Genomic DNA, 22,452 nt, shown 5'->3' on the forward strand with positions numbered 1-22,452 from the left:
ATGGACAAACGCATAATCCCCCTGATCATGTGCGGCGGTGCCGGCACGCGGCTGTGGCCCGCTTCGCGCGAGGTTCGGCCCAAGCAGTTCCTGCCGCTGTTCGGCACGCGCTCGACGTTCCAGGACACGCTGCTGCGCGTGTCCGATCCCTCTTTGTTCGACCGGCCGATCGTCATCACCAACGCCTCCTACCGCTTCATGGTGCTGGAGCAGCTCGCCGAGATCGGCATTGAGGCCGACGTGATCCTCGAGCCGATGCGGCGCGATTCCGGCCCTGCCATCGCAGCCGGCGCGGTGTTTGCGCAGAACCGCGCCAGCGAGGCGATCGTGCTCGCGCTCGCCGCCGATCACGTCGTGCAGAATAATGCCGCCTTCGTCGCCGCCTGTCGCGAGGGCCTCACCGCCGCGAATGCCGGGCGCATCGTCACCTTCGGCGTCAAGCCGGAGCGGCCGGCAACGGAATATGGCTACATCAATCCGGGCGACGTGATCGCGGGCGAGGTGCAGGCGGTTGCGCGCTTCGTCGAGAAGCCGGACGCGGTGAAGGCCTCCGACTACGTCAATTCGGGCTATCTCTGGAACAGCGGCAACTTCATGTTCCCGGCGAGCGTGCTGCTCGACGAATATCGCAGGGTCGATGCGGCAAGCGTCGAGGCCGTCACCAATGCCGTCAACAATGCCGGCCGCGATCTCGGCTTCGTCACGCTGGAGCCCGAGGCGTTCGGCGCGGCCAAGGCGATCTCGATCGACTATGCAGTGATGGAGAAGACCTCGCGCGCCGCCGTGGTGCCGGTGTCGTGCGGCTGGTCCGACGTCGGCTCCTGGCATGCGGTATGGGAGCTGTCGGAGAAGGACGCGCAGGGCAATGCCGCGCACGGCACCGCCGTGTTCGAGGATTCCCGCAATTGCAACGTCACCACGGATTCCGCGCTGGTCGCGCTCGAAGGCGTCGACGATCTCGTCGTGGTCGCGACCGCGGACGCGGTGCTGGTCTCGCGGCAGAAGGATGCCAACGGGCTGAAGCGCCTCGTGACGAAATTGAAGTCGGTCGCGCCGAAAGTCACCGAAGAGCATCTCAAGGTGCACCGGCCCTGGGGCAGCTATCAATCCGTCGACAATGGCGAGCGCCACCAGGTCAAGCGCATCGTGGTGAAGCCGGGCGGGCGGCTGTCGCTGCAGAAGCACCATCATCGTGCCGAGCACTGGATCGTGGTCCGCGGCACGGCGCAGGTGACCGTCAACGAGACCGTGAAGACGGTGCACGAGAACGAGTCGATCTACATCCCGATGGGCGCCGTCCACCGGATGGAGAATCCCGGCAAGATCCAGCTGGAGCTGATCGAGGTCCAGACTGGAAGCTATCTGGGGGAAGACGACATCATCCGGATTGAAGACGACTATCAAAGGTCGTAACCAGCAAACTCCGAATCACGCGACCCGGGCCGAGAAGCGGTATCTTTTTCGGCCTAAGGCCCGGGGAACGTGTAACTTTTTGAATCAAATCGTGTCCGGCCCGCCAGGGCGGCATTCGCCACAAATGTGGCGTCCGTGCTAGAAGCGGCCCGGGGATTTGCGTTGAATCGGGGTTTGCTCAGATGACTTCCAGGGGATCTGCACCGGCAAAGGCCGGCTTGCGCGTCGGTGTCATTGGCGCCGGCGTGATGGGCAGCAACCATGCGCGCGTGCTCAGCGGCCTGCCCGGCGTCAGCCTCGTCGGCGTCGTCGATCCCTCGCCGGCACATCGTGCGCGGGCCACGGAGCTCGCCAATTGCGAAAGCTTCGAGACGCTCGACCAGCTGTTCGCCGAAGGCGTCGATGCCGTCACCATCGCGGCACCGACCCATCTGCATCACGAGGTCGCGCTCGCATGCATCGCCAAGAACATCCACGTGCTGGTCGAGAAGCCGATCGCATCCACGGTGGAAGAGGGCCGCGAGATCGTCGCCGCCGCGCACAAGGCGGGCGTCACGCTGATGATCGGCCATGTCGAGCGCTTCAATCCGGCGGTCGCCGCGGTCAAGCAGGCGATCGCGGGCGAGGACATTCTCTCCATCGCGATCACCCGCGTCGGCCCGTTCCCGCCGCGCATGTCCAATGTCGGCGTCGTCATCGATCTTGCCGTGCACGACATCGATTTGATCCGCTGGTTCACCGAATCCGACATCGTCGAGGTGCAGCCGCAATTGTCGAGCGCGGTCGCCGAGCGCGAGGACATCGCGCTCTTGCAGTTCCGGACCGAGAGCGGCGTGCTCGCCCACATCAACACCAACTGGCTGACGCCGTTCAAGGCGCGCAGCGTCACGGTCGCAACGCGCGGCAAATACGTGATGGGCGATCTCTTGACGCGCCAGGTCACCGAATGCTTCGGCTTCAAGCCGGACGGCAGCTACTCGATGCGGCATCTGCCGGTCGGCCATGACGAGCCGCTTCGCGCCGAGCTGATCGCGTTCCTCAAGGCGGTGCGCAACGGCGAGACGCCGGCAGTGACGGGCGACGAGGGCGTCGCCAGCCTCGAGATCGCCACGCAATGCCTGGAGAGGCCCTCGCGTCCTGCGGCGACGTCACCCGCGCGCAAGGGGCCGCGCCGCGTCGCCGGCTGATCCCTTCCATGTCGACCGCTCAAACGTCACAAGGCGTCATGAACCAGCACTTACGTTCCGAACCCATTCCCTTCATCGACGTCGCCTCGCAGCGCCGCCGGCTCGGCGCCTCGCTCGATGCGGCCGTGAAGCGCGTGATGGACCATTGCCAGTTCGTCAACGGGCCGGAGGTCTTCGAGCTCGAGAAGCAGCTTGCGGCCTACTCAGGCGCCAAGCACGTGATCGGCTGCGCCAGCGGCACCGACGCCATCCTGATGGTGATGATGGCCAGGAATGTCGGGCCCGGCGATGCCGTGCTGTGTCCGTCCTTCACCTTCATCGCGACCGCTTCGCCGGTGGCGCGGACCGGCGCGACGCCGGTCTATGTCGACGTCGACGAGACCACCTTCAACATGAGCCCGGAATCGCTCAAGCGCGGCATCGCCACCGCCCGCAAGGCCGGTCTCAAGCCCGTCGCGGTGATTCCGGTCGATTTGTTCGGCCAGCCCGCCGATCACGACGCCATCGCCGAGATCGCCAGGGCCGAAGGCCTGTTCGTGCTCGACGACGCCGCGCAAGCCTTTGGCGCGAGCTACAAGGGCCGCAAGCTCGGCACCCTCGGCCACGCCACTGCGACCAGCTTCTTCCCGGCAAAGCCGCTCGGCTGCTTCGGCGACGGCGGCGCGATCTTCACCGATGACGACGAGCTCGCCGCCACCTTGCGCAGCATCCGCGTGCACGGGCAGGGCGTCGACAAGTACGACAACGTCCGCCTCGGTCTCACCGGCCGGCTCGACACGATGCAGGCCGCGGTTCTGATCGAGAAGCTGAAGATCTTTGACGACGAGATCGCCGCCCGCAACAAGGTCGCGGAGCGCTATGCGCGCGGCCTGTCCAATGTCGTCACCGTGCCGCGGCTTGCGCCCGGCAACACCTCGGTCTGGGCGCAGTACACCATTCGTCTTCCCAAGGGTATCGACCGCGACGGCTTCGCTGCCGCGCTAAAAGCCCAGGGAGTGCCGACCGCGATCTATTACGGCAAGTCGATGCACCAGCAGACCGCCTACAAACAGTACCCGGTCGCCGAGGGCGGATTGCCGGGTTGCGAGAGCCTGTCGCAGGACGTCGTCAGCCTGCCGATGCATGCCTACCTGACCGAGGCCGATCAGGAGCGAATCATCGCCGCCGTCCGCGGCGCGCTGGCGGGCTGAGTTCTTCCCTCTCCCCTTGCGGGAGAGGTTGGCTTCGCGAAGCGAAGCCGGGTGAGGGGTCTCCCTCCGTACGGCATGCGCTGAGAGATACCCCTCACCCGATTGAGTCTGTATCTGCCTGCGGTGCTGCCCTCTCCCGCAAGGGGAGAGGGCGCAGTAATGCGCATCGCAAGATGCATCGACCTCCGTCCGATAAGTCTCTACAACAATCCGCATGCTCGGACGCATCTTCACGGTCGGTGGTTACACGCTGCTGTCGCGGCTGACGGGGTTTGCCCGCGACATCATGCTCGCGGCGATCCTCGGTGCCGGGCCGGTGGCCGACGCCTTTTTCGTGGCGCTGCGGCTTCCCAACCATTTCCGCGCGATCTTCGCCGAGGGCGCCTTCAACGCCGCCTGGGTGCCGGCCTATGCCCATGTCCATGGCGAGAAGGGGGAGGCGGCCGCACATTTGTTCGCCGACCGCATCTTCACGCTGCTCCTGGCCTCGCAGGTGGTGCTGCTGATCGCCGCCTGGCTGTTCATGCCGCAGGCCATGAGCATCCTGGCGCCAGGCTTCGGTGAGGATGCCGAGCAGCGCAAGCTCGCGATCGAGTTGACCCGCATCACCTTTCCCTATCTGCTCTTGATCACGCTGGTGACGCTCTATGGCGGCATGCTCAACGTGATGCAGCGCTTTGCCAGCGCCGCGGCCGCTTCGATCTTCCTCAACGTCGCGATGATGATGACGCTGGCGGTTGCCGTCTGGTTTCCGACCGCAGGCCATGCCGCGGCCTGGGGCGTGCTGATCTCCGGCTTCCTGCAATATTTCCTGCTCGCGGGCGATCTCGCCCGCCATGGCGGCCTGCCGCGCTTTGCGCCCTTGAAGCTTGATGAGGACGTTCGCGGCTTCTTCAAAGCGCTCGGACCTGCGACGCTGGGCTCGATGGGCACGCAGCTCGCGCTGTTCGCCGACACCATCATTGCGACGTTCCTGCCCGCCGGTGCGCTGTCGGCGCTCTATTATGCCGACCGGCTCAACCAGCTGCCGATCGGCGTCATCGGCATCGCCATCGGCACGGTGCTGCTGCCGGAGATGTCGCGGCGGATCACCGCAAACGACCACGACGGTGCGCTGAGCGCGCAGCGCCGTGCCTTCGATTTCACGCTGCTATTCTCGATCCCGTTCGTCGCGGCCTTCCTCACCGTGCCCGATGCGATCATGCGCGCACTGTTCGCCCGCGGTGCGTTCTCCAAGGCCGATGCCGCCGCCGCCGGTGCGACGCTCGCGGCCTATGCCATCGGCCTCATCCCGTTCGTGCTGATCCGCAGTGCGGTCGCGACCTTCTATGCCCGCAAGGATACCGCAACGCCGGTCCGCGCGTCGCTGACCGGCATCGCCGTCAACGTCGCGCTGAAGGTTGCCTTGATGGGATCGCTCGCCCAGATCGGTCTCGCGCTGGCGACCGCCGTCGGCGTCTGGACCAATCTCTTGCTGGTGCTGTTCTTCGCTGTGCGGCGCGGCTTTCTCGTGCTCGACCGTGCCTGGCTGCTGTCGCTCGCCAAGTTCTTGCTAAGCGGCCTCATCCTCGCCGCCGCGTTCTGGCTGATTGCACGTTTCAGCGGCCCTTGGCTTGGCGCGATGCACTTCCACGACGAGTTGACACTTGTCCTGCTCGCCGTCGGAGGCACGATCGTCTACGCGCTCGCGATCCTCGTGCTGTTCGGCCGCAAGTGGCTGGTCTCGCTGCTGCGCGGCTAGTAAGCACGGCGTTCGCCTCCAGGCTGCAACCGGTATTCCTACATCTCTTGATTTTGCGCGGTTGCCGTGATATCAGCGCGTCATGATCAAATCGTCGCGCAAAGTCTCCCGCAACCACATCACCCGCTTCGGCTGGGCGGTGGGAGGAGTCGTGCGCTAGGATTTCGACGACATCTTTTCCACCAGGCCCCGCCGGCATCGGACGGGGCCTTTTCATTGGCCACGCTCCCTGCCGGCTCAACAGCAGGAGCGTCCGATGCCACCACAACTGACGAACATCTCATCCGAGGCCGAGCACGACGCCGCGGTGCTTCGCCTCGACCGATCCATTGCGCTCGCGAAGCAGGCCATGGACGAGGTTCTGGCGGCAGCGGCTCGCCTCAATGTGTCCGTTGCAACGCCGGGCCAAGCCTTGTCGGGGAGAGAAGCTGCCGCAGCCGCGCCGGCGCAACGCCTCCTGGGCCTGCTCAAGCGATATTGGTCTGCTTTTGGGAAGTGGCGCCTGCACCCGCGGGTCAGTTTGCTGGATCTGAGCGACAGGGAACTGATGGACATCGGCCTGACGCGCGCCGAGATCAACTATCTCGCACTTGGGCGGGCGATCGATGCGCTCAGAGATAGTACGAGGTATCTGTTCAGCCGCGGGATGTGAGTAATCGACGATCCTCACGCTGGCATATGACCTGACGCGCGCAGCTTGAACTCGGCAAGGTCTGGCTCAATCCAGCCGTGCCGGGCCTCCCGCGAGAACAGCGCTTCGCGGCTCCAGAAACGTAAGAGTACATCCTTTTCGGTTGCCGGGGACGCCAGCACCGCGTTGCAGGCGGCGACAATGTCGCGGCGGCCGACCTCCGCAAGAATTCCTTCGATGATCATCAAGAAAGCCATCGTCATCGTGTGGTGATAGCCACGCACATCGTCGTTCACGCCGCCAGCGGCAACATTGTAGGCGCGGATCATCTCGGGGAGTTCGACCCGCCAGTCCCGAGCCGGATCAGTGGCGAGCAAGTAGCTCGTCACGATCAGATGTTCACGATGGCTGAAACGTGCCCCCGGAAGTGTACGCGCGAGGAAGCCCTCGCTCAGTTCGGCGACCTCTGCAGCATCCGTGCAGCTACGTCTGTTGCTCATGGCGGCGTCCTATGTTACCGTGGTACCAAGGTAACATTCTAGAACGGAAAAGGCAAATTGGGATCGGTCAACTCGGCCGCCCAGGCTCTGCCTGTGTGACAACAATCGTTCCTGGTCAGAGCGTCGACCCCCGCAGGCGTCCGAACGAATCCAAGATTCACCTGGTCTCTGAGGACGTGAGTTGCAGGGCTGGAGACCGATGCCCGAGCAAGTCCGGCAATGGCATGATGCGACTAAACCCCCGTCTTCGAGGTCACACATTATGAACTCAGAAGCTCACAAGCATTCAGTCCAACGCGTACAGACGGGAGTTCGGATCGAGAAGCGCATTCTCAAGGTCGCGAAGGGCCTCGCCGAATACCTGGATATGAGCCTCGGTGATTTGCTGGAGGGCGTTCTCCTGCATTCGTTCGAAGGCAAGACTCCGTTCGAGCCTGCGACGCTGCAACGCATTTCGACGCTGAAAGATTTGTACGGGCTGACGCTCACGGCCTCCGATGCTCATCAGCTATTTGAAGCTCGGGGGTGAGCACGAGAACAGCTAAGTGGGAGCGCTTGGCTCTCGCGGTCAACGTCACACGATCACGCTGGGACCTTGCCGAGCATTCCCGTGAGGCACGCGTGGCGCGATTGAACCTGCGACCCCTGCGCCCGCCTAAACCCGTTTGCCTTGCCAGTTTTTCCACGGCAATATGCCCACAAAACAACCATGAGAACGGGAAGATAAAATGGCGGCTCCCATCAAGTTCGGCGTTGGCCAAAGCGTGCTGCGCAAGGAGGATGACGCGCTCATCCGCGGCAAGGGCCGCTATACCGACGATTACGCGCCGCAGGCCGCGCTCCGCTGCCTGGTGCTGCGCTCGCCGCATGCGCATGCCAAATACAGCATCGATGCGAGCCGCGCGCGCGGCCTGCCGGGCGTTGCGCTGATCCTGACGGCCGACGACGTCGGGGATCTCGGCAATCTGCCCTGCCTGTTCAACCTCGAGACCGATCCGTTCACCGGCCCGCCTTACCCGATCCTGGCCAAGGACGAGGTGCGCCACGTCGGCGACGCCATCGCCTTCGTGGTCGCCGAGACCATCGACCAGGCTCGCGACGCGATCGAGGCGATCGAGGTCAAATGGTCGCCGCTGCCCGCGGTGACCGGCGTCGTCAACGCCGTGAAGAAAGGCGCAGCCTTGGTCTGGCCCGACAAGCCCGGCAACGTGCTGTTCGACGTCTCGATCGGCGACAAGGCGGCGACGGAAGCTGCCTTCGCGAAAGCGCATGCAGTGGCCGAGATCTCCATCGTCAATCCGCGCGTGGTTGCAAGCTTCTTGGAGACCCGTGCGGCGGTCTGCGAATACGATTCCAAGCGCGACCATCTGACGCTGACGGTCGGCAGCCAGGGCAGCCACCGTCTGCGCGACATCCTCTGCCAGAACGTGCTCAACATCCCCACCGACAAGATGCGGGTGATCTGCCCCGACGTCGGCGGCGGGTTCGGCACAAAGCTGTTTCCGTATCGGGAATATGCCCTGATGGCCGTCGCTGCGCGCAAACTGAAGAAGGCGGTGAAGTGGGCGGCCGACCGCTCCGAGCATTTCATGGGCGATGCGCAGGGCCGCGACAACGTCACCACTGCCAAGATGGCGCTGGCTGAAGACGGCAAGTTCCTCGCGATGGATTGCGACCTCATGGGCGACATGGGCGCGTATCTGTCGACCTTCGGGCCCTACATCCCGCATGGCGGCGCCGGCATGCTGCCCGGCCTCTACGACATCCAGGCCTTCCATTGCCGGGTGCGCACGATCTTCACCCACAGCGTGCCGGTCGATGCCTATCGCGGCGCGGGCCGGCCCGAAGCCGCCTATGTCATCGAGCGCCTCGTCGATGCCTGCGCGCGAAAGCTCGACATGACGCCGGATGCCATCCGCCGCAAGAATTTCATCCCTCCGAAGGCGCTGCCCTACAAGACCGCGACCGGCAAGGTCTACGATTCCGGCGACTTCGCCGCGCACCTGAAGCGCGCGATGGAGATCGCGGAATGGAAGGAATTCCCCAAGCGCGCCAAGGCGGCCAAGAAGGGCGGCCTGATCCGCGGCATCGGGCTTGCGAGCTATGTCGAGATTTGCGGCGTGATGGGTGAAGAGACGGCCAACGTCCGCCTCGATGCCAATGGCGACGTCACCGTGCTGATCGGCACGCAATCGAGCGGGCAGGGCCATCAGACCGCCTATGCGCAGATCGTCGCCGAACAGTTCGGCGTGGCGCCCGAGCGCGTGCATGTTCGCCAGGGCGACACAGACGAGATCGCGACCGGCCTCGGCACCGGCGGCTCGGCCTCGATCCCCTCCGGCGGCGTCAGCGTCGAGCGCGCCACGCGCGAGCTCGGTTCGAGGCTGAAGGAGATCGCGGCACAGGCGCTGGAAGCCAGCGCGGGCGACCTCGAAATCTCCGAAGGCGTGGTGCGGATCGCCGGCACCGACCGCTCGATCTCGTTTGCCGACCTGGCCAAGCGGCCCGGCGTCGATCCATCGAAGCTGAACGGTAGCGCGACCTTTGCCAGCGCCGACGGCACTTATCCCAACGGCACCCATGTTGCGGAGGTCGAGATCGATCCGGCGACCGGCATCATCAAAATCGTCAACTACGTGATCGTCGACGATTTCGGCAAGACGCTCAATCCGCTGCTCTTGGCCGGCCAGGTGCATGGCGGCGCCATGCAGGGCATCGGCCAGGCCTTGATGGAGCAGGTGGTGTATGGACCGACCGACGGCCAGCTCATCACCGCGACCTTCATGGACTATGCGCTGCCGCGCGCGGCGGACGGGCCGGCCTTCGTTTTCGAGACCCACAACGTGCCCTGCAAGACCAATCCGATGGGCGTGAAGGGGGCCGGCGAGGCCGGCGCGATCGGCTCCTGTCCGGCCGTGGTCAACGCCATCGTCGATGCGCTCTGGCGCGAGTACAAGATCGACCACATCGACATGCCGGCAACGCCCGAGCGGGTGTGGGTTGCGATCAGCGAGCATCACCGCCGTCACAGCTTGTGAAGCCGCGCTTCCCGCGCGCACGGGAATAAACCCGCCGCGCGGGGTTCTACCCATGATGGGTCCCGGCTTCGCGCGAAGCCGGTGACAGTCTCATTCCCCGAACGTCTCGAGAGCCGGAGAAACGAACCAATGAAACGGACGATGATTGTCGCGGGCGCCCTCGTGCTGGGCGCGGGCGCCGTCATGGCGCAACAGGAGATTGCCGTCCAGCAGGACAATCTGATGCGAGCGATCGCCAAGAATCAGTATGGCGTGCTTCAGAAGATGAGCAAGGGCGATATTCCCTTCGACAAGAAGGCTGCCGATGAGGCCATCGCCAGCATCGAGGCCGATGTTGCCAAGATCGCCAAGACCTTCGAGATCAATCCCAAGCAGGATGTCGTCAACGCGACCTATGGTTCCTCGCCGAAGGTCTGGCAGAACAAGGCCGATTTCGATGCCAAGATCCCGCCGGTGCAGAAGGCGATCGCCGACGCCAAAGGCAAGATCACCAATGTCGCGGGCCTGAAGGCGGCCTACACGGCGATCAACGACCGCTGCAATGATTGTCACGAAACCTATCGCGTGAAATTGAAATAGCGGGCGCAGTTAACGGGCTACCAAGGACTTCAGAAGGGCGGTTGCGAAAGCAACCGCCTTTCTCTTGACCGCGGCCCGCAGGAACTTCCGTCCGCAAGGCCTGACGGATTGCCGCGAGAGCGGCTATCCTTGCGCCAACGGCCGTGCGCTCACACGAGTCTCCTCCCGGCATCCTCACGTCGGGATTCCCAGCGCGCGGCGAGCACCTCGATCAACCGCGAGACAGGCCATGGCAAAACCGTTCCCCTCCAAGACCCATATCGGCAATCATATGCTGCATCCGGAAACCCTGATGCTGACCTATGGCTATGATCCGCAATTGTCGGAGGGCGCCATCAAGCCGCCGGTGTTCCTGACCTCCACCTTCGTGTTCAAGACCGCCGAGGATGGCCAGGACTTCTTCGACTACGTCGCCGGACGGCGCGAGCCGCCGGAAGGCATGGGCGCGGGCCTGGTCTATTCGCGCTTCAATCATCCCAACAGCGAGATCGTCGAGGATCGGCTCGCGATCTACGAGCGCACGGAGAGTTGCGCGCTGTTCTCGTCCGGCATGGCAGCGATCGCAACCACGATTCTGGCCTTTGTTCGCCCGGGCGATGTCATCCTGCACTCGCAGCCGCTCTATGGCGGGACGGAGACGCTGCTGACGAACACGCTCGCGCGCCTGTCGATCGGCGCCGTCGGCTTTGCCGACGGCATCGACGAGACGGCGGTCAAGCAGGCCTCGGAGGAGGCCATGGGCAAGGGGCGGGTTTCGATGATCCTGATCGAGACGCCGGCCAATCCGACCAACGGCCTCGTCGACATCGCAATGATCCGCCGCATCGCCGATTCCATCGGCAAGGCCCAGGGACATACGCCGGTCATCGCCTGCGACAACACGCTGCTCGGGCCGGTGTTTCAGCGGCCGATCGAGCACGGCGCGGATCTGTCGCTGTATTCGCTGACAAAGTATGTCGGCGGTCATTCCGACCTGATCGCGGGCGCCGCGCTCGGATCGAAGGCGATCATGAAAGGCATCAAGGCGCTGCGCGGCGCCATCGGCACCCAGCTCGATCCGCATTCGTGCTGGATGATCAACCGCTCGCTCGAGACGCTCAGCCTGCGGATGGAGAAGGCCGATGCGAATGCGCGGCTCGTGGCAGACTTCCTGCGCGACCATCCGAAGGTCGCCAGGGTGCACTACCTCGGTCACCACGAGCAGGGCTCGCTGTCCGGCCGTGTGTTCGCGCGGCAATGCCTGGGCGCGGGCTCGACGTTCTCGTTCGACATCGTCGGCGGCAAGGAGGCGGCGGTGAAATTCCTCAACGCGCTGCAGATCCTCAAGCTGGCGGTGAGCCTTGGCGGCACGGAATCGCTCGCAAGCCTGCCGGCGACGATGACCCATTCCGGCGTTCCCGCCGACATCCGCCAAAAGATCGGCGTGCTCGATTCCACGATCCGGCTGTCGATCGGCATCGAGAACCCGTCGGACCTGATCGCCGACCTCGCGCAGGCGCTGAACGCGGCTTGAGCACGGTCAGAGTCGTAGCGTCGTAGCCCGGATGGGGCGCAGCGAAATCCGGGGACCTGTCCGCAACGCGCAGGGCTCCCGGATTGCACCAACGGGCGGCGCTTCGCGCCGACCGTTGGCTCCATCCGGGCTACGAAGTTGCTTGGAATCGAAAAGGCCGGACGCTCCCTCCTTGCGTCCGGCCTTTCCGCGACGAAGCCCGCGTTTTCGCTTTACTTCGTCACCTGACCGCGGATCTCGCCGGCCGGGTTCGCCGCGGTATGGATGTTGATGTAGTACTTGCCGCCGAGCAGATCGGCGGCCTGCGCGTCGGTGAGCGTGGCTTCGCCCTTGACCGGGCTCGAGGCTGCATTCGGGATCGGGACCGCGACGCCGGCGTTCTTGCCGGCTTCGGCAGGCCCGTGGAAATGCGCGGCGGTGGCGGGGCCCGAGAGGCCGGAATAGGTGACGGTCCAGGACAGCTTCTTGCTGGCAGCGTCGTAGTCCAGATCGGCCGTTCCGGTCGCGCTGCTGGTGTTGGCGGGGACTTCGGATTTGCCGTCCAGCGTCGCCTTCAGTTTCTCCGCGCTGGCCGGGGCGGCGAATGCAACGGCGGCTCCGAATACCAGTGTGGCAAAAACGGCTTTGGTCATGGCTTTCTCCTGTTGACGCCTGATTGCTTTTCAAACAGTGCGTCATGCGGTTTATTCCGGCATTACATCCGGGCCGTCTAAAATATTCGTGGTTGGATCGAGCGCGGCATGACCCTTAAGTTCGCGCGTTCACGATGGAATGATCGAATGTTGCGACGAACGCTCCTTGCCGCCCTGATCGCCGCCGCCGCGGCGTTCGCACTCTATTGGTGGTTGACCGCCCCGGCCGTGCTGGCCTTGCCGGCGCCGACACGCAACGCCGATCTCGCCAACGGGCAGGAGCTGTTCAACGCCGGCGGCTGCTCGTCCTGTCATGCCACCCCCAATCAGCCCGATCGCCTGCGGCTCGGCGGCGGGCTGGCGCTGGGCTCGCCGTTCGGGACGTTCTACGTCCCCAATATTTCCCCCGATCCCGCCTACGGGATCGGCCGCTGGAGCGAGGCCGATTTCGTCAACGCCGTGATGCGCGGCATCTCGCCCACGGGCACGCACTATTTCCCCGCCTTTCCCTACACGTCCTATCATCTGGCCAGTGTCGACGACGTCCGCGATCTCTTTGCCTATCTGAAGACGCTTCCGCCGGTGTCCGGCACAGTGGGCGACCACGCGCTGCCGTTTCCGTTCAACATCCGCCGCAATGTCGGCATCTGGAAGCTGCTGTTCATGGACACCGCGCCGTTCGTCGCGGACGCCGCGCGCTCGCCGCAATGGAATCGCGGAGCCTATCTCGTGAACGCTTTCGGCCATTGCGCCGAATGCCACAGCCCGCGCAATGCGCTCGGCGGCATCATCGCCAGCCAGCGCTTTGCCGGTGGGCCCAATCCCGAAGGGAAGGGCTGGGTGCCCAACATCACGCAGCAGGGCATCGGCAACTGGAGCGAGAAGGATATCGCGGATTTTCTCGAGACCGGCGACCTGCCCGAGGGCGACAGCGCTTCGGGCGCGATGCGGGCGGTGATCAAGAATCTGGCGCAACTTACCGCGGAAGACCGCGCCGCGATGGCCGCCTATCTGAAGTCGCTGCCGCCGGTGCAGGGACCGACACCGCCCAAGCGCAAGGAGGGCGGCTAGCGCTGCCGGCGCTTCGGCCGTTGTTTTGCGCGTGATCTAAAGCGCGATGAGATTGGGATGAATCATCATCGCGCTTTAGGTTGTTGTTTACGCATGATCTTTCCGGAAAACCGCTTCGCACTTTTCCGGATCATGCTTTAGCCGGTGCCGAACGCCTTGAAGGTGATGATGGTGAGAGTGTCCTGGATGCCCGGCAGCACCTGCACCTTCTCATTCACGAAGTGGCCGATGTCGGTATCCTTGTCGACGTAGAACTTCACCAGGAGGTCGTATTGGCCGGCCGTGGAGTAGATCTCGGAGGCGATCTCGGCTTCGGCAAGCGCATTGGCCACCGTATAGGACTGGCCGAGCTTGCACTTGATCTGAACGAAAAAAGGAACCATCGCGGGCACTCCGAAAGCGTATTCTTCCGGCTAATAGGCCAAAACCGGCTGGATTTAGCAAGCGAACTTGCTGGATCATCCGAGGTGCATTCGGGCGCGATGCTAGGATGGGACCACTGCGGCGGCCAATGCATCCCTCAGGCGCTGGGCGAGCTCGACCTTGCGGTAGGGCTTGGTCAGCACGACCGCTCGCGCCTGCGCGCGGCCCTGCTCGACCAAGGTCTCCAGCGCGTAGCCCGAGGTGAACAGGACCGGCAGGCCGGGACGCACCCGCCGCGCCTGATCGGCGAGCTCCCAGCCGCTCATGCCGCCCGGCATCACGATATCGGTGAACAGCAAGTCGATGCCGGGATCGCCCTGCAGCTGCTGCAAGGCATCCTTGCCGTTGACCGCGGCGACGACGCGATATCCGAGCGCTTCCACCCTGCGAATGACGGAGGAGCGGACGAACGGATCGTCCTCGACGATCAGGACCGTCTCGTAGCCTCGCGGCGCCGTGTCCTCGCCGTCGGGAAGATCGGCTTGCGACCTACCGGTGCTCGCGCGCGGCAGGTAGATCCTGGCCGTGGTCCCAAGGCCAGCCTCGCTGTAGATCGAGACATGGCCGCCTGATTGCTTGGCAAAGCCGTAGACCATGCTGAGGCCGAGGCCCGAGCCCTTGCCGACCTCCTTGGTGGTGAAGAACGGCTCGAACGCGCGTGCGGCGACCTCGGGCGTCATGCCTTCGCCGTCATCGGTAACCACGATCAGGGCGTAGCTGCCGGGTGCGACCTCCCGGTGAACGGCACCGTCATCATCCTCGATCGTGACCAGCTCCGTGGCCAGCGTGAGGTGGCCTCCCGATGGCATGGCATCCTGCGCGTTGAGCGCGAGATTGAGCACGGCGGATTCGAGCTGGGCGCGGTCGGCAAAGGCCAGGATCGTGCCGGGCCCGGAGGTCGTCCTGATCTCGATGTCTTCGCGCAAGGTGCGCTTGAGCAGCTTGAACATGGAATCGAGCAGGCTCCGGCAATCGATCGTCTGAGGCCGCAGCAATTGGCGGCGGCTGAAGGCGAGCAGGCGCTGCGTCAGCTCGGCACCCCGTTCGCCCGATTGGCAGATGTCGTCGGCAAAGCGCCCGAGGTCGGGCCTCGCCTTTAGCTGCTCGCTCAGGTGCTCGGCATTGCCGATGATGACGGTCAGCAGATTGTTGAAGTCGTGCGCGATGCCGCCGGAGAGCTGACCGACCGTCTCCATCTTCTGCGCCTGCTGAAGCTGCTGCTCGGTCAGCTTGCGCGCGGTGAGGTCGTGGACGATGCCGACGAAGATCAATTCGCCGTCCTGCCGCGCCTGGCCGACCGACAGCTCCATCGGAAACGTCGTGCCGTCCTTGCGCAGGCCGACGGCCTCGCCGCCGGTCGCGAAATGCCGCGCCTGGCGCTCGGATGCTGCATCCGCCTCGGGCATCAGCATGCCGACGTTGCGGTTCATCACCTCGTCGGCACGGTAGCCGAACAAGCGCTCGCAGGCCGGATTGAACAGCAGGATGCGGTCCTGCGCATCGAGCAGGATGACGCCGTCGACCGCGGTCTCGACGATCGCGGTGAGGCGCGCCACGCTCTCGCGCATCGCGCGCTGGGCGTCGCGGACCTGCTGCAGCAGCAGCGTGGCGTCGCGGCTCTTGATTTCCTCCTCCTCGAGCGCGGCCTGGACCTGGCGCAGCTCGAACGGCGAGGGGATCGTGAGGATCTTCGGCAGCAGCGGCCAGAGCGCGGCGGCGGTGAAGACCGACGCGACCGCCGTGGCGGCCTTGAGCATGCCCTCGATGCCGTAGATCGGAACCCAGAGCGTATAGATCGACAGCACGTGGGTCAGGCCGCACGCCATGATGAAGATCGCGAACGCCCAGTAGACCCAGCCGAACTTGAGGTCGCGCCGCTTGGTGACGAGGATAGCGAGGGCGAACGGGATCGAGAAATAGGCGGCGGCAATGCTGGCGTCGGAAACGACGTGAAGCCAGATCAGCTGAGGCTCCCACAACAGGCAGATGCCGTGCGGCGACAGCATGGACGAGTCGAGGAGACGTTCGAAGAAGGCCCACATCGTTCCACCCCAAGGAGTCTTGTTCAGGTGGCTTGCAGGGCCGGCGGCCCGCAACATGGGGGCGCTGGACGGTTCCACCACCTGACGTCTCGCGTAACCGGCGAAGCACGCTAAGGTACGCGACTATAGCAAGGGTCCGGCGCCGTTGCATTTTCAAGCCCGCATCATTGCGGGCCTTGGTCCGCGCGGTGTCCGACTGATTCGCAAGGCGCGCAATCGATTCGCGAATCACGCCTGGCGGCGGCCCGGCGCGCTTGCTGACGTTCCACGGTCGCGCTACGAGAGGCCATGGTGGCCTCCTCAAGCACATGTCTCCCGCGATGACGACCCCGGTCGCACTCACCATCGCCGGTTCCGATTCGAGCGGCGGCGCCGGCATCCAGGCGGACCTGAAGACCTTTGCCGCGCTCGGCGTCTATGGCGCCTCCGTGATCACGGCGTTGACGGCGCAGAACACGCGCGGCGTGACCGGCATTCACGCGGTGCCGGCCGGGTTCGTCACCGAGCAGATCGACGCGGTGTTCTCCGACCTCGACATCGGTGCGGTGAAGATCGGCATGGTGGCCCAAGCCGCCAGCATCGATGCCATCGCGGCCGCGCTTTCGCGCTGGGCGCCGCGGCATGTCGTGCTCGATCCCGTCATGGTGGCGACCTCCGGCGACCGCCTGCTCGCCGCTGAAGCCGTCGACGCCCTGCGCACCAGGCTGATGCCGCTGGCTGCCGTGATCACGCCGAACCTGCCGGAGGCTGCGGCCCTGCTCGATGCGCCGGTGGCGGCGAGCGAGGCCGACATCGAAAGCCAGGGACGCCGCCTGCTGGCGCTGGGCTGCCGCGCCGTCCTGATCAAGGGCGGGCACGGGGAGGGCGCCGAGAGCACCGACTATCTCGTCACTGCCGAGACCGCGATCGCGCTCGCCGCGCCGCGTGTGGCCACCCGTAACACCCATGGCACCGGCTGCTCGCTGTCCTCCGCCATCGCGGCCGGGCTGGCCAGGGGCGAGGACCTCGAGGCCGCCGTGCGCAACGCCAAGGCCTGGATCAGCGCCGCGATCGCCGCCGCCGACCGCTTCAGCGTCGGCCACGGCCACGGGCCGATCCATCATTTCCACAAGTTCTACTGAGGCGGGCACCTGAACGCGCGCCCCATCCTTCGAGACGACCGCTTCCAGCGGTCTCCTCAGGATGAGGCTAAGCAGCACTGTGCCCGTTGAAGCTAGGGCCGCACACTCGGTCCTCATCCTGAGGGCCCGCCAAGGGCGGGCGTCTCGAAGGATGTGCCGCGGGGAGGTTTGCCTCAGAGAAGAGCGGGGGCTTGCGCCCCTGCGGCGCCATGTCGCCTGATTGTCGCATGCGACTGATATTCGCGGGGAGGGCGAGGCAAGGCGTGATTCGTATTTGAAGGTGCCTCAAGGGTTCAATCGGTCATCCCCCTGTCACGGGACATTGTTACAGGCTGGCGCATGGGAAGTTACGATGTGAGTGACGAGAGCCCGGAGCGGCGCTTTCGCACGTTGTTCATCTCCGACGTCCATCTCGGGGCCCGCGGTTCACAAGCCGATCTTCTGCTCGACTTCCTGCGCTACCATGATGCCGATACGATCTATCTCGTCGGCGACATCGTCGACGGCTGGGCGCTGAAATCGAGCTGGCACTGGCCGCAATCGCATAACGACCTCGTCCAGAAGCTTTTGCGCAAGGCGCGCAAGGGCGCCAAGGTCATCTACATTCCCGGCAATCACGACGAGTTCCTGCGCAACTATTACGGTACGCATTTCGGCGGCATCGACGTGGTCGAGAACACGGTTCACACCGGCGCCGACGGCAAGCGCTATCTCGTCATTCACGGCGACATCTTCGATCTCGTGGTGCAGAACGCGCGCTGGCTCGCCCATCTCGGAGACAAGGCCTACGACTTCGCGATCCAGATGAACCGCCTGGTCAACTTCTTCCGCCGCATGTTCGGCGTGCCCTATTGGTCGCTGTCGCAATGGGCGAAGCAGAAGGTCAAGAACGCCGTCAACTATATCGGCGCCTTCGAGCAGGCGCTCGCCGCCGAGGCGCGGCGTCACCAGGCCGACGGCGTGATCTGCGGCCACATCCACTACGCCGTGATCCGCGACGAGGCCGGCATCCGCTACATGAATTGCGGCGACTGGGTGGAGAGCTGCACCGCCCTGGTCGAGCATGACGACGGCCATTTCGAGATCATCACCTGGGCGGATCAGTTGCGGAAGCCGGAGCAGGTGCCACAGGTCGCAGCCAGAGCTGCATAACAAGGACCACTTGATGCGCATCCTGGTCGCGACCGACGCCTGGCACCCGCAAGTCAACGGTGTGGTTCGGACGCTGACCAAGCTCGCTGACGCTGCAAAAGCGCTCGGCGTCGAGTTCACGTTCCTGACGCCGCAATCGTTCCGCACCTTCGCGATGCCGAGCTATCGCGACGTGCGCCTCGCCATGCCGCGCCCGGCCCGGATCGCAAGGCTGATCGAGGAGGCACGTCCCGACAGCATCCACATCGCGACCGAAGGGCCGATCGGCCTGATGGTCCGCCGCTATTGCCGCCAGCGCAAGCTGCCGTTCACGACCAGCTTCCATACCCGCCTTCCCGAATATGTCCGCGCCCGCGTGCCAGTGCCGGGCTCGCTGATCTGGCGGGCGCTGCGGCGCTTCCACAGCGCCAGCCGCGCCGTGATGGCGGCGACGCCGGCGCTCGCGCGCGAACTGACCGAGCGCGGCTTCGACAATGTCGTGCTGTGGCCGCGCGGCGTGGACACCACGTTGTTCCACCCGCGCGTCATCGATCTCTGCCTGCCGGCACCCGTGTTCCTGTCGGTCGGCCGCGTCGCAGTCGAGAAGAATCTCGAGGCGTTCCTCGACCTCGACCTACCCGGCACCAAGGTGGTCGTCGGCGACGGCCCGGCGCGCGCCTCGCTGGAAGAGGTCTACCCCGATGCGATCTTCCTCGGCGAGAAGCACGGCGAGGAACTGGCGGATATCTACGCGGCCGCCGACGTGTTCGTGTTCCCGAGCAAGACCGACACCTTCGGCCTGGTCCTGCTGGAGGCGCTCGCGAGCGGCCTGCCGGTCGCGGCCTTCCCCGTGAAGGGTCCCCGCGACGTGATCGGCGATGCGCCGGTCGGCGCGCTCGATCACGATCTGCGCAATGCCTGCTTCGCGGCGCTCGATATCTCCCGGCAGGACTGCGTCGCGTTCGCCGCCAACTACACCTGGGAGGCCTCGGCAACGGTCTTTATCGACAGCATTTTGGCGGTCGGGGCGGTGCTGCCCGGCCGGACCGGCGCGGAACAGCCGCGTTTCGTGGCTTGAGGCAAGAAATCCTCTCGCGGAGGTGTCTTGCCCGGGCCTGATTGGCCGCGATAGCATTCCGCCATGACCGAACAGGCCCTTCCGGTCGGCCCTGCCGACATCGATGCCGCAGCGCGCGTGATCGCGCCTTACGCCATCCGCACCCCGCTGTTGTCCTTCCCCGTGCTCAACGAGCGCGTCGGTGCGAAAGTGTTCCTGAAGCCGGAGATGCTTCAGCGCACCGGCTCGTTCAAGTTCCGCGGTGCGTTCAACAAGGTGTTCTCGATCCCGCAGGACAAGCGCGCCGGCGGCGTCGTCGCGTTCTCCTCCGGCAACCACGCCCAAGGCGTGGCGGCGGCGGCAAAGATCCTCGACATGCAGGCCACCATCGTGATGCCAGCGGACGCCCCGCTGTCGAAGCGCGAGCGCACCAAATCCTACGGCGCCGAGGTCGTGCTGTACGACCGCGACAAGGACGACCGCGAGGCGATCTCGCGCGGCATTGCCGAGAAGCGCGGCGCGACGCTGGTCAAACCCTACGACGATCCGTTCGTGATCGCAGGGCAGGGCACCGCCGGCCGCGAGATCGGCGAGGACATGGCAACGCTCGGCCTCGGCCCCGACATCGTGGTGGCGCCGGCCTCCGGCGGCGGCTTGATCGCGGGTGTCGCGACCGCCGTGAAGGCGCGCTATCCGCAAGCCGAGATCGTGGTCGCCGAGCCCGAGGCCTTCGACGATCACGGCATTTCACTCAGCGCAGGCCATCGCGAGCCGCATCCGCCGGCCGGCCGCACCATCTGCGATGCGCTAATGGCCCTGATGCCGGGCGAGATGACGTTTGCGATCAACAGCAAGCTCTTGGCGCGCGGCGTCACGGCGTCGGACAAGGAAGTCGGCGCGGCGGTCGCCTTTGCCTATCGCGAGCTGAAGCTGGTGGTGGAGCCCGGCGGCGCGGTGGGGCTTGCTGCGCTACTCGCGGGCCGCCTTGATGTGGCCGGCAAGAACGTCGTCATCGTGCTGTCAGGCGGCAATGTCGATGCGGATCTATTCGCGGAGCTGGTGGCCTGATCGTCATTCCGGGGCTCGCGCAGCGAGAGCTATGATGCGCAATTGCGCATCTGAGAATCCATAACCACGATCGGGAGTATGGATTCCGGGCCTGCGCCTTACGGCGCATCCCGGAATGACCAAGAACAGACATGAAGAAGGGGCAGAGCGTTTTCGCTCTGCCCCTTTGTCGTCTCGCTCGCCGCAATCAGTGCGTGAAGCCGCCGCGACGGTTGCCGCCATTGTTCATGCTCGGCGCTTGGTTCATCGACTGCCGGAAGTTGTTGTTGCTGCTGACCATGCGGCTCGGCATCGTGTTGATCTGCGGGCGGGTGTTCTGCACGTTGGTCTGCACCTGCCCCTTATTCAACGGGTTATTGTTGAGCTTAACGATGCCGGTGTTGCCGTTGTTGAGCCGGATCGGGCGGTTCGGAGTCTGCACGTTGACCGGCTTCGACTCGATGTTCGGGCCACCCTTGCCGACATTCACCGGCATGGTCACGATCTTGCCCGGCTTGACGGTGCCGCCATTCGGCATGGTGCTGGTCGCAGGCAGGGTCACGATCTTGCCGATGCCGACCTTGCCGTTGATCGTGTTGGTCGGCGCAGGCAGCGTGACGATCTTGCTCGGGGTCTGCGGCGGCGTGCCGTTCTGCGGGTTCGGCTGGTTGTTGCCGGCAGGCAGGGTGACGATCTGTCCGCCATTGCCGAGCTTGCCGACGACATTGCCGTCGAGCGGCTTCTGCACGACCGGCAGATTGCCGTTCACCTGCGCGCCATTGCCCTGCTGCATCAGCGGCATGTATTTGGGCTGGCCGAGATTGCCGATCTTGATCGTCGGAGCAATGGTCTGCGGCGCCAGGAACTTGGTCGCCTGCATCAGGGGGATCTGCTTCGGCTGCGTCTGCAGCTTCAGCGCGACCTGCGCATAGGGGCTGTTGCCGTAGCTGTCATAGAAGCTCTTGTAGGCGAGCGGCGAGTTGGCGAGCACCGCCTTGTGCCAGGCCTGCGAGATCAGGATGTTGTTGAGCAGCCAGCGGATGTGGTCGCACAGCGGGTCGTGCGGGTACATCCGGATGAACTCCTGATAGTACTCCGGCCGGCCCTCGGACACGACGTAGTCATAGGCCTGGCGGGTGGAGCGGCTCGGCAGGTTGGAGGCCATCTGCACGACCGGCGCTTTCACCGGCGCGCGGTTGGCGGCAACGGCGGTGTCACCGAAGAAGGTGAAGTCGCTCGTCAATGACGAGCTCTCCCACGGAATCTGCGCGCCGCTGGTGGTCTGGTTGACCTGCAGGCGCACGCGCTTGAACAGCTGCTCGATCGGCACGTTGGGCTCGCGCGCGACGTTCAGGAACGCCTGTGTGTACGGGCTGTGGCCATTGGTGCCGTCGAGCGCCTCGGCACCTGGCGCGGTCGAGTAGCCGACGATCGAGCCGTTCGGCGCATCGACGATTGCCAAGCCACGGCCGGCGTCGTTGATTTCAGGGAAAGGGTTGTTGCGGCAGGCATCGAGGATGACGATGCGCATGCGGCTCGGGATCGTCTCCAGCGTCGACATCACGTCGACGAGGCGCAGCGAATTGTTGACCAGCTCGGTCGGGCTGGAAACCTTGGCGTCGACCGGAACGAGATAGTTCTCGCCGGCGAGCTGCACGCCGTGACCGGCGTAATAGACCATCGCCACCGTGTTCGGACCGCGCGAGGCGACCTTGGCGGAGAAGTCCTGGACGACGCGAAGCATGTCGTTCTGGGTCAAGTCGGTCGCGGCGACCACTTCGAAGCCGGCGGAGTTCAGGAACTGCGCCATCGACTGGGCGTCATCGTCGGGGTTCGCAAGCTGCGGCGCGTTCTGGTAGTTGGCATTGCCGATCACCAGCGCCACCCGCTGCTCCGGGCCTTGCAGCGCGGTTGGGGCGGGCTGCACCGGGGCGACTTGCGCGGAAACGGGCCCGCAGGCGAAGCCGAACAGGCTTCCCAACAGGCTCGCCGTCATGAAAAAGGGCTTTAGGCGGAACATGGCGTGCTCCTTTGGCACTCATCTCGATGCGAGATTGGTTGCGCGCAAGCTTGGCCGCGTTCGAGCGTTGCGGTCCGTGATCCCTGTCACCATGCTCGCCTCCGTGATCTGAATCA

Annotated in this window: 19 protein-coding genes; 14 read left to right on the forward strand and 5 right to left on the reverse strand. The window is 65.0% G+C overall.

Annotated features, from left to right (window positions below; translation table 11 throughout):
* The 5 genes from I6F37_RS20640 (at nucleotide 1) to I6F37_RS20660 (ending at nucleotide 6,183) form a co-directional block, all read left to right on the forward strand.
* A complete protein-coding gene (locus I6F37_RS20640; protein WP_057028743.1) occupies nucleotides 1–1,413 on the forward strand; it encodes a mannose-1-phosphate guanylyltransferase/mannose-6-phosphate isomerase in 1,413 nt (470 codons plus the stop codon).
* 182 nt (nucleotides 1,414–1,595) lie between these two features.
* Nucleotides 1,596–2,600, forward strand: coding sequence for a Gfo/Idh/MocA family protein (locus I6F37_RS20645; protein WP_036032059.1), 1,005 nt, complete (start codon nucleotides 1,596–1,598; stop codon nucleotides 2,598–2,600).
* 38 nt (nucleotides 2,601–2,638) lie between these two features.
* A complete protein-coding gene (locus I6F37_RS20650; RefSeq protein WP_225152526.1) occupies nucleotides 2,639–3,790 on the forward strand; it encodes a DegT/DnrJ/EryC1/StrS aminotransferase family protein in 1,152 nt (383 codons plus the stop codon).
* A 214-nt stretch (nucleotides 3,791–4,004) separates the two neighbouring features.
* Nucleotides 4,005–5,531: a murein biosynthesis integral membrane protein MurJ gene (gene murJ / locus I6F37_RS20655; RefSeq protein ID WP_225152466.1), complete on the forward strand. Its 1,527-nt coding sequence runs from the start codon at nucleotides 4,005–4,007 to the stop codon at nucleotides 5,529–5,531.
* 256 nt (nucleotides 5,532–5,787) lie between these two features.
* A complete protein-coding gene (locus tag I6F37_RS20660) occupies nucleotides 5,788–6,183 on the forward strand; it encodes a DUF1127 domain-containing protein (protein ID WP_225152468.1) in 396 nt (131 codons plus the stop codon).
* Nucleotides 6,184–6,197: 14 nt separating this feature from the next.
* On the opposite strand, the gene I6F37_RS20665 is transcribed toward I6F37_RS20660, so the two are convergent.
* Nucleotides 6,198–6,662 (reverse strand): hypothetical protein, encoded by a 465-nt coding sequence (locus tag I6F37_RS20665; RefSeq protein ID WP_225152470.1) that lies wholly within the window; start codon nucleotides 6,660–6,662, stop codon nucleotides 6,198–6,200.
* A gap of 262 nt (nucleotides 6,663–6,924) precedes the next feature.
* Between I6F37_RS20665 and I6F37_RS20670 the strand changes: the two genes are divergently transcribed.
* The 4 genes from I6F37_RS20670 to I6F37_RS20685 all read left to right on the forward strand — a co-directional run bounded on the left by I6F37_RS20670 (nucleotide 6,925) and on the right by I6F37_RS20685 (nucleotide 11,792).
* Nucleotides 6,925–7,191 carry a hypothetical protein gene (locus tag I6F37_RS20670; RefSeq protein ID WP_225144360.1) on the forward strand — a complete coding sequence of 89 codons (267 nt, stop codon included), beginning with the start codon at nucleotides 6,925–6,927 and terminating at the stop codon, nucleotides 7,189–7,191.
* Nucleotides 7,192–7,390: 199 nt separating this feature from the next.
* Nucleotides 7,391–9,700, forward strand: a complete 2,310-nt coding sequence (locus tag I6F37_RS20675; RefSeq protein WP_225152472.1) for a xanthine dehydrogenase family protein molybdopterin-binding subunit — start codon at nucleotides 7,391–7,393, stop codon at nucleotides 9,698–9,700.
* A 129-nt stretch (nucleotides 9,701–9,829) separates the two neighbouring features.
* On the forward strand, nucleotides 9,830–10,279 hold the full coding sequence (locus I6F37_RS20680) for a cytochrome c (protein WP_057028751.1): 450 nt from the start codon (nucleotides 9,830–9,832) through the stop codon (nucleotides 10,277–10,279).
* A 229-nt stretch (nucleotides 10,280–10,508) separates the two neighbouring features.
* Entirely contained in the window at nucleotides 10,509–11,792 is a 1,284-nt protein-coding gene (locus I6F37_RS20685) for a cystathionine gamma-synthase family protein (RefSeq protein ID WP_109143142.1), read from the forward strand.
* Nucleotides 11,793–12,004: 212 nt separating this feature from the next.
* On the opposite strand, the gene I6F37_RS20690 is transcribed toward I6F37_RS20685, so the two are convergent.
* Nucleotides 12,005–12,424 (reverse strand): CHRD domain-containing protein, encoded by a 420-nt coding sequence (locus I6F37_RS20690; RefSeq protein WP_109143143.1) that lies wholly within the window; start codon nucleotides 12,422–12,424, stop codon nucleotides 12,005–12,007.
* Between the two features lie 147 nt (nucleotides 12,425–12,571).
* Here I6F37_RS20690 and I6F37_RS20695 point away from each other — a divergent pair, with 147 nt between their 5' ends.
* Nucleotides 12,572–13,495, forward strand: coding sequence for a cytochrome c (locus tag I6F37_RS20695; RefSeq protein WP_225152474.1), 924 nt, complete (start codon nucleotides 12,572–12,574; stop codon nucleotides 13,493–13,495).
* 137 nt (nucleotides 13,496–13,632) lie between these two features.
* Here the strand turns inward: I6F37_RS20695 and I6F37_RS20700 are convergent, their stop codons facing one another.
* Together I6F37_RS20700 and I6F37_RS20705 are read right to left on the reverse strand one after the other, a co-directional pair.
* Nucleotides 13,633–13,878: an Lrp/AsnC family transcriptional regulator gene (locus tag I6F37_RS20700; RefSeq protein ID WP_018642903.1), complete on the reverse strand. Its 246-nt coding sequence runs from the start codon at nucleotides 13,876–13,878 to the stop codon at nucleotides 13,633–13,635.
* Between the two features lie 102 nt (nucleotides 13,879–13,980).
* Nucleotides 13,981–15,960 carry a PAS domain-containing sensor histidine kinase gene (locus tag I6F37_RS20705; protein ID WP_225152476.1) on the reverse strand — a complete coding sequence of 660 codons (1,980 nt, stop codon included), beginning with the start codon at nucleotides 15,958–15,960 and terminating at the stop codon, nucleotides 13,981–13,983.
* A 320-nt stretch (nucleotides 15,961–16,280) separates the two neighbouring features.
* On the opposite strand from I6F37_RS20705, the gene thiD reads away from it, so the two are divergent.
* The 4 genes from thiD to I6F37_RS20725 all read left to right on the forward strand — a co-directional run bounded on the left by thiD (nucleotide 16,281) and on the right by I6F37_RS20725 (nucleotide 20,337).
* Nucleotides 16,281–17,081 (forward strand): bifunctional hydroxymethylpyrimidine kinase/phosphomethylpyrimidine kinase, encoded by an 801-nt coding sequence (gene thiD / locus I6F37_RS20710; RefSeq protein ID WP_036015562.1) that lies wholly within the window; start codon nucleotides 16,281–16,283, stop codon nucleotides 17,079–17,081.
* 339 nt (nucleotides 17,082–17,420) lie between these two features.
* On the forward strand, nucleotides 17,421–18,233 hold the full coding sequence (locus tag I6F37_RS20715; RefSeq protein WP_036015542.1) for a UDP-2,3-diacylglucosamine diphosphatase: 813 nt from the start codon (nucleotides 17,421–17,423) through the stop codon (nucleotides 18,231–18,233).
* 13 nt (nucleotides 18,234–18,246) lie between these two features.
* Nucleotides 18,247–19,290: a glycosyltransferase family 1 protein gene (locus tag I6F37_RS20720; RefSeq protein WP_225152478.1), complete on the forward strand. Its 1,044-nt coding sequence runs from the start codon at nucleotides 18,247–18,249 to the stop codon at nucleotides 19,288–19,290.
* 63 nt (nucleotides 19,291–19,353) lie between these two features.
* Nucleotides 19,354–20,337 carry a threonine/serine dehydratase gene (locus I6F37_RS20725; RefSeq protein WP_225152480.1) on the forward strand — a complete coding sequence of 328 codons (984 nt, stop codon included), beginning with the start codon at nucleotides 19,354–19,356 and terminating at the stop codon, nucleotides 20,335–20,337.
* A gap of 187 nt (nucleotides 20,338–20,524) precedes the next feature.
* Here I6F37_RS20725 and I6F37_RS20730 read toward each other — a convergent pair whose 3' ends face one another.
* Entirely contained in the window at nucleotides 20,525–22,336 is a 1,812-nt protein-coding gene (locus tag I6F37_RS20730) for a caspase family protein (RefSeq protein ID WP_225152482.1), read from the reverse strand.
* Nucleotides 22,337–22,452: the final 116 nt, after the last annotated feature.

The sequence above is a fragment of the Bradyrhizobium sp. NBAIM08 genome (assembly GCF_020193935.1).
GTDB classification, from domain to species: Bacteria; Pseudomonadota; Alphaproteobacteria; order Rhizobiales; family Xanthobacteraceae; genus Bradyrhizobium; species Bradyrhizobium yuanmingense.

What these genes read in the sequence shown, in the direction of transcription:
- I6F37_RS20640 (WP_057028743.1), top strand. Translation starts at nt 1, where the DNA reads ATGGACAAACGCATAATCCCCCTGATCATGTGCGGCGGTGCCGGCACG.
- I6F37_RS20645 (WP_036032059.1), top strand. Translation starts at nt 1,596, where the DNA reads ATGACTTCCAGGGGATCTGCACCGGCAAAGGCCGGCTTGCGCGTCGGT.
- I6F37_RS20650 (WP_225152526.1), top strand. Translation starts at nt 2,639, where the DNA reads ATGAACCAGCACTTACGTTCCGAACCCATTCCCTTCATCGACGTCGCC.
- murJ (WP_225152466.1), top strand. Translation starts at nt 4,005, where the DNA reads ATGCTCGGACGCATCTTCACGGTCGGTGGTTACACGCTGCTGTCGCGG.
- I6F37_RS20660 (WP_225152468.1), top strand. Translation starts at nt 5,788, where the DNA reads ATGCCACCACAACTGACGAACATCTCATCCGAGGCCGAGCACGACGCC.
- I6F37_RS20665 (WP_225152470.1), bottom strand. Translation starts at nt 6,662, where the DNA reads ATGAGCAACAGACGTAGCTGCACGGATGCTGCAGAGGTCGCCGAACTG.
- I6F37_RS20670 (WP_225144360.1), top strand. Translation starts at nt 6,925, where the DNA reads ATGAACTCAGAAGCTCACAAGCATTCAGTCCAACGCGTACAGACGGGA.
- I6F37_RS20675 (WP_225152472.1), top strand. Translation starts at nt 7,391, where the DNA reads ATGGCGGCTCCCATCAAGTTCGGCGTTGGCCAAAGCGTGCTGCGCAAG.
- I6F37_RS20680 (WP_057028751.1), top strand. Translation starts at nt 9,830, where the DNA reads ATGAAACGGACGATGATTGTCGCGGGCGCCCTCGTGCTGGGCGCGGGC.
- I6F37_RS20685 (WP_109143142.1), top strand. Translation starts at nt 10,509, where the DNA reads ATGGCAAAACCGTTCCCCTCCAAGACCCATATCGGCAATCATATGCTG.
- I6F37_RS20690 (WP_109143143.1), bottom strand. Translation starts at nt 12,424, where the DNA reads ATGACCAAAGCCGTTTTTGCCACACTGGTATTCGGAGCCGCCGTTGCA.
- I6F37_RS20695 (WP_225152474.1), top strand. Translation starts at nt 12,572, where the DNA reads ATGTTGCGACGAACGCTCCTTGCCGCCCTGATCGCCGCCGCCGCGGCG.
- I6F37_RS20700 (WP_018642903.1), bottom strand. Translation starts at nt 13,878, where the DNA reads ATGGTTCCTTTTTTCGTTCAGATCAAGTGCAAGCTCGGCCAGTCCTAT.
- I6F37_RS20705 (WP_225152476.1), bottom strand. Translation starts at nt 15,960, where the DNA reads ATGTGGGCCTTCTTCGAACGTCTCCTCGACTCGTCCATGCTGTCGCCG.
- thiD (WP_036015562.1), top strand. Translation starts at nt 16,281, where the DNA reads ATGACGACCCCGGTCGCACTCACCATCGCCGGTTCCGATTCGAGCGGC.
- I6F37_RS20715 (WP_036015542.1), top strand. Translation starts at nt 17,421, where the DNA reads ATGGGAAGTTACGATGTGAGTGACGAGAGCCCGGAGCGGCGCTTTCGC.
- I6F37_RS20720 (WP_225152478.1), top strand. Translation starts at nt 18,247, where the DNA reads ATGCGCATCCTGGTCGCGACCGACGCCTGGCACCCGCAAGTCAACGGT.
- I6F37_RS20725 (WP_225152480.1), top strand. Translation starts at nt 19,354, where the DNA reads ATGACCGAACAGGCCCTTCCGGTCGGCCCTGCCGACATCGATGCCGCA.
- I6F37_RS20730 (WP_225152482.1), bottom strand. Translation starts at nt 22,336, where the DNA reads ATGTTCCGCCTAAAGCCCTTTTTCATGACGGCGAGCCTGTTGGGAAGC.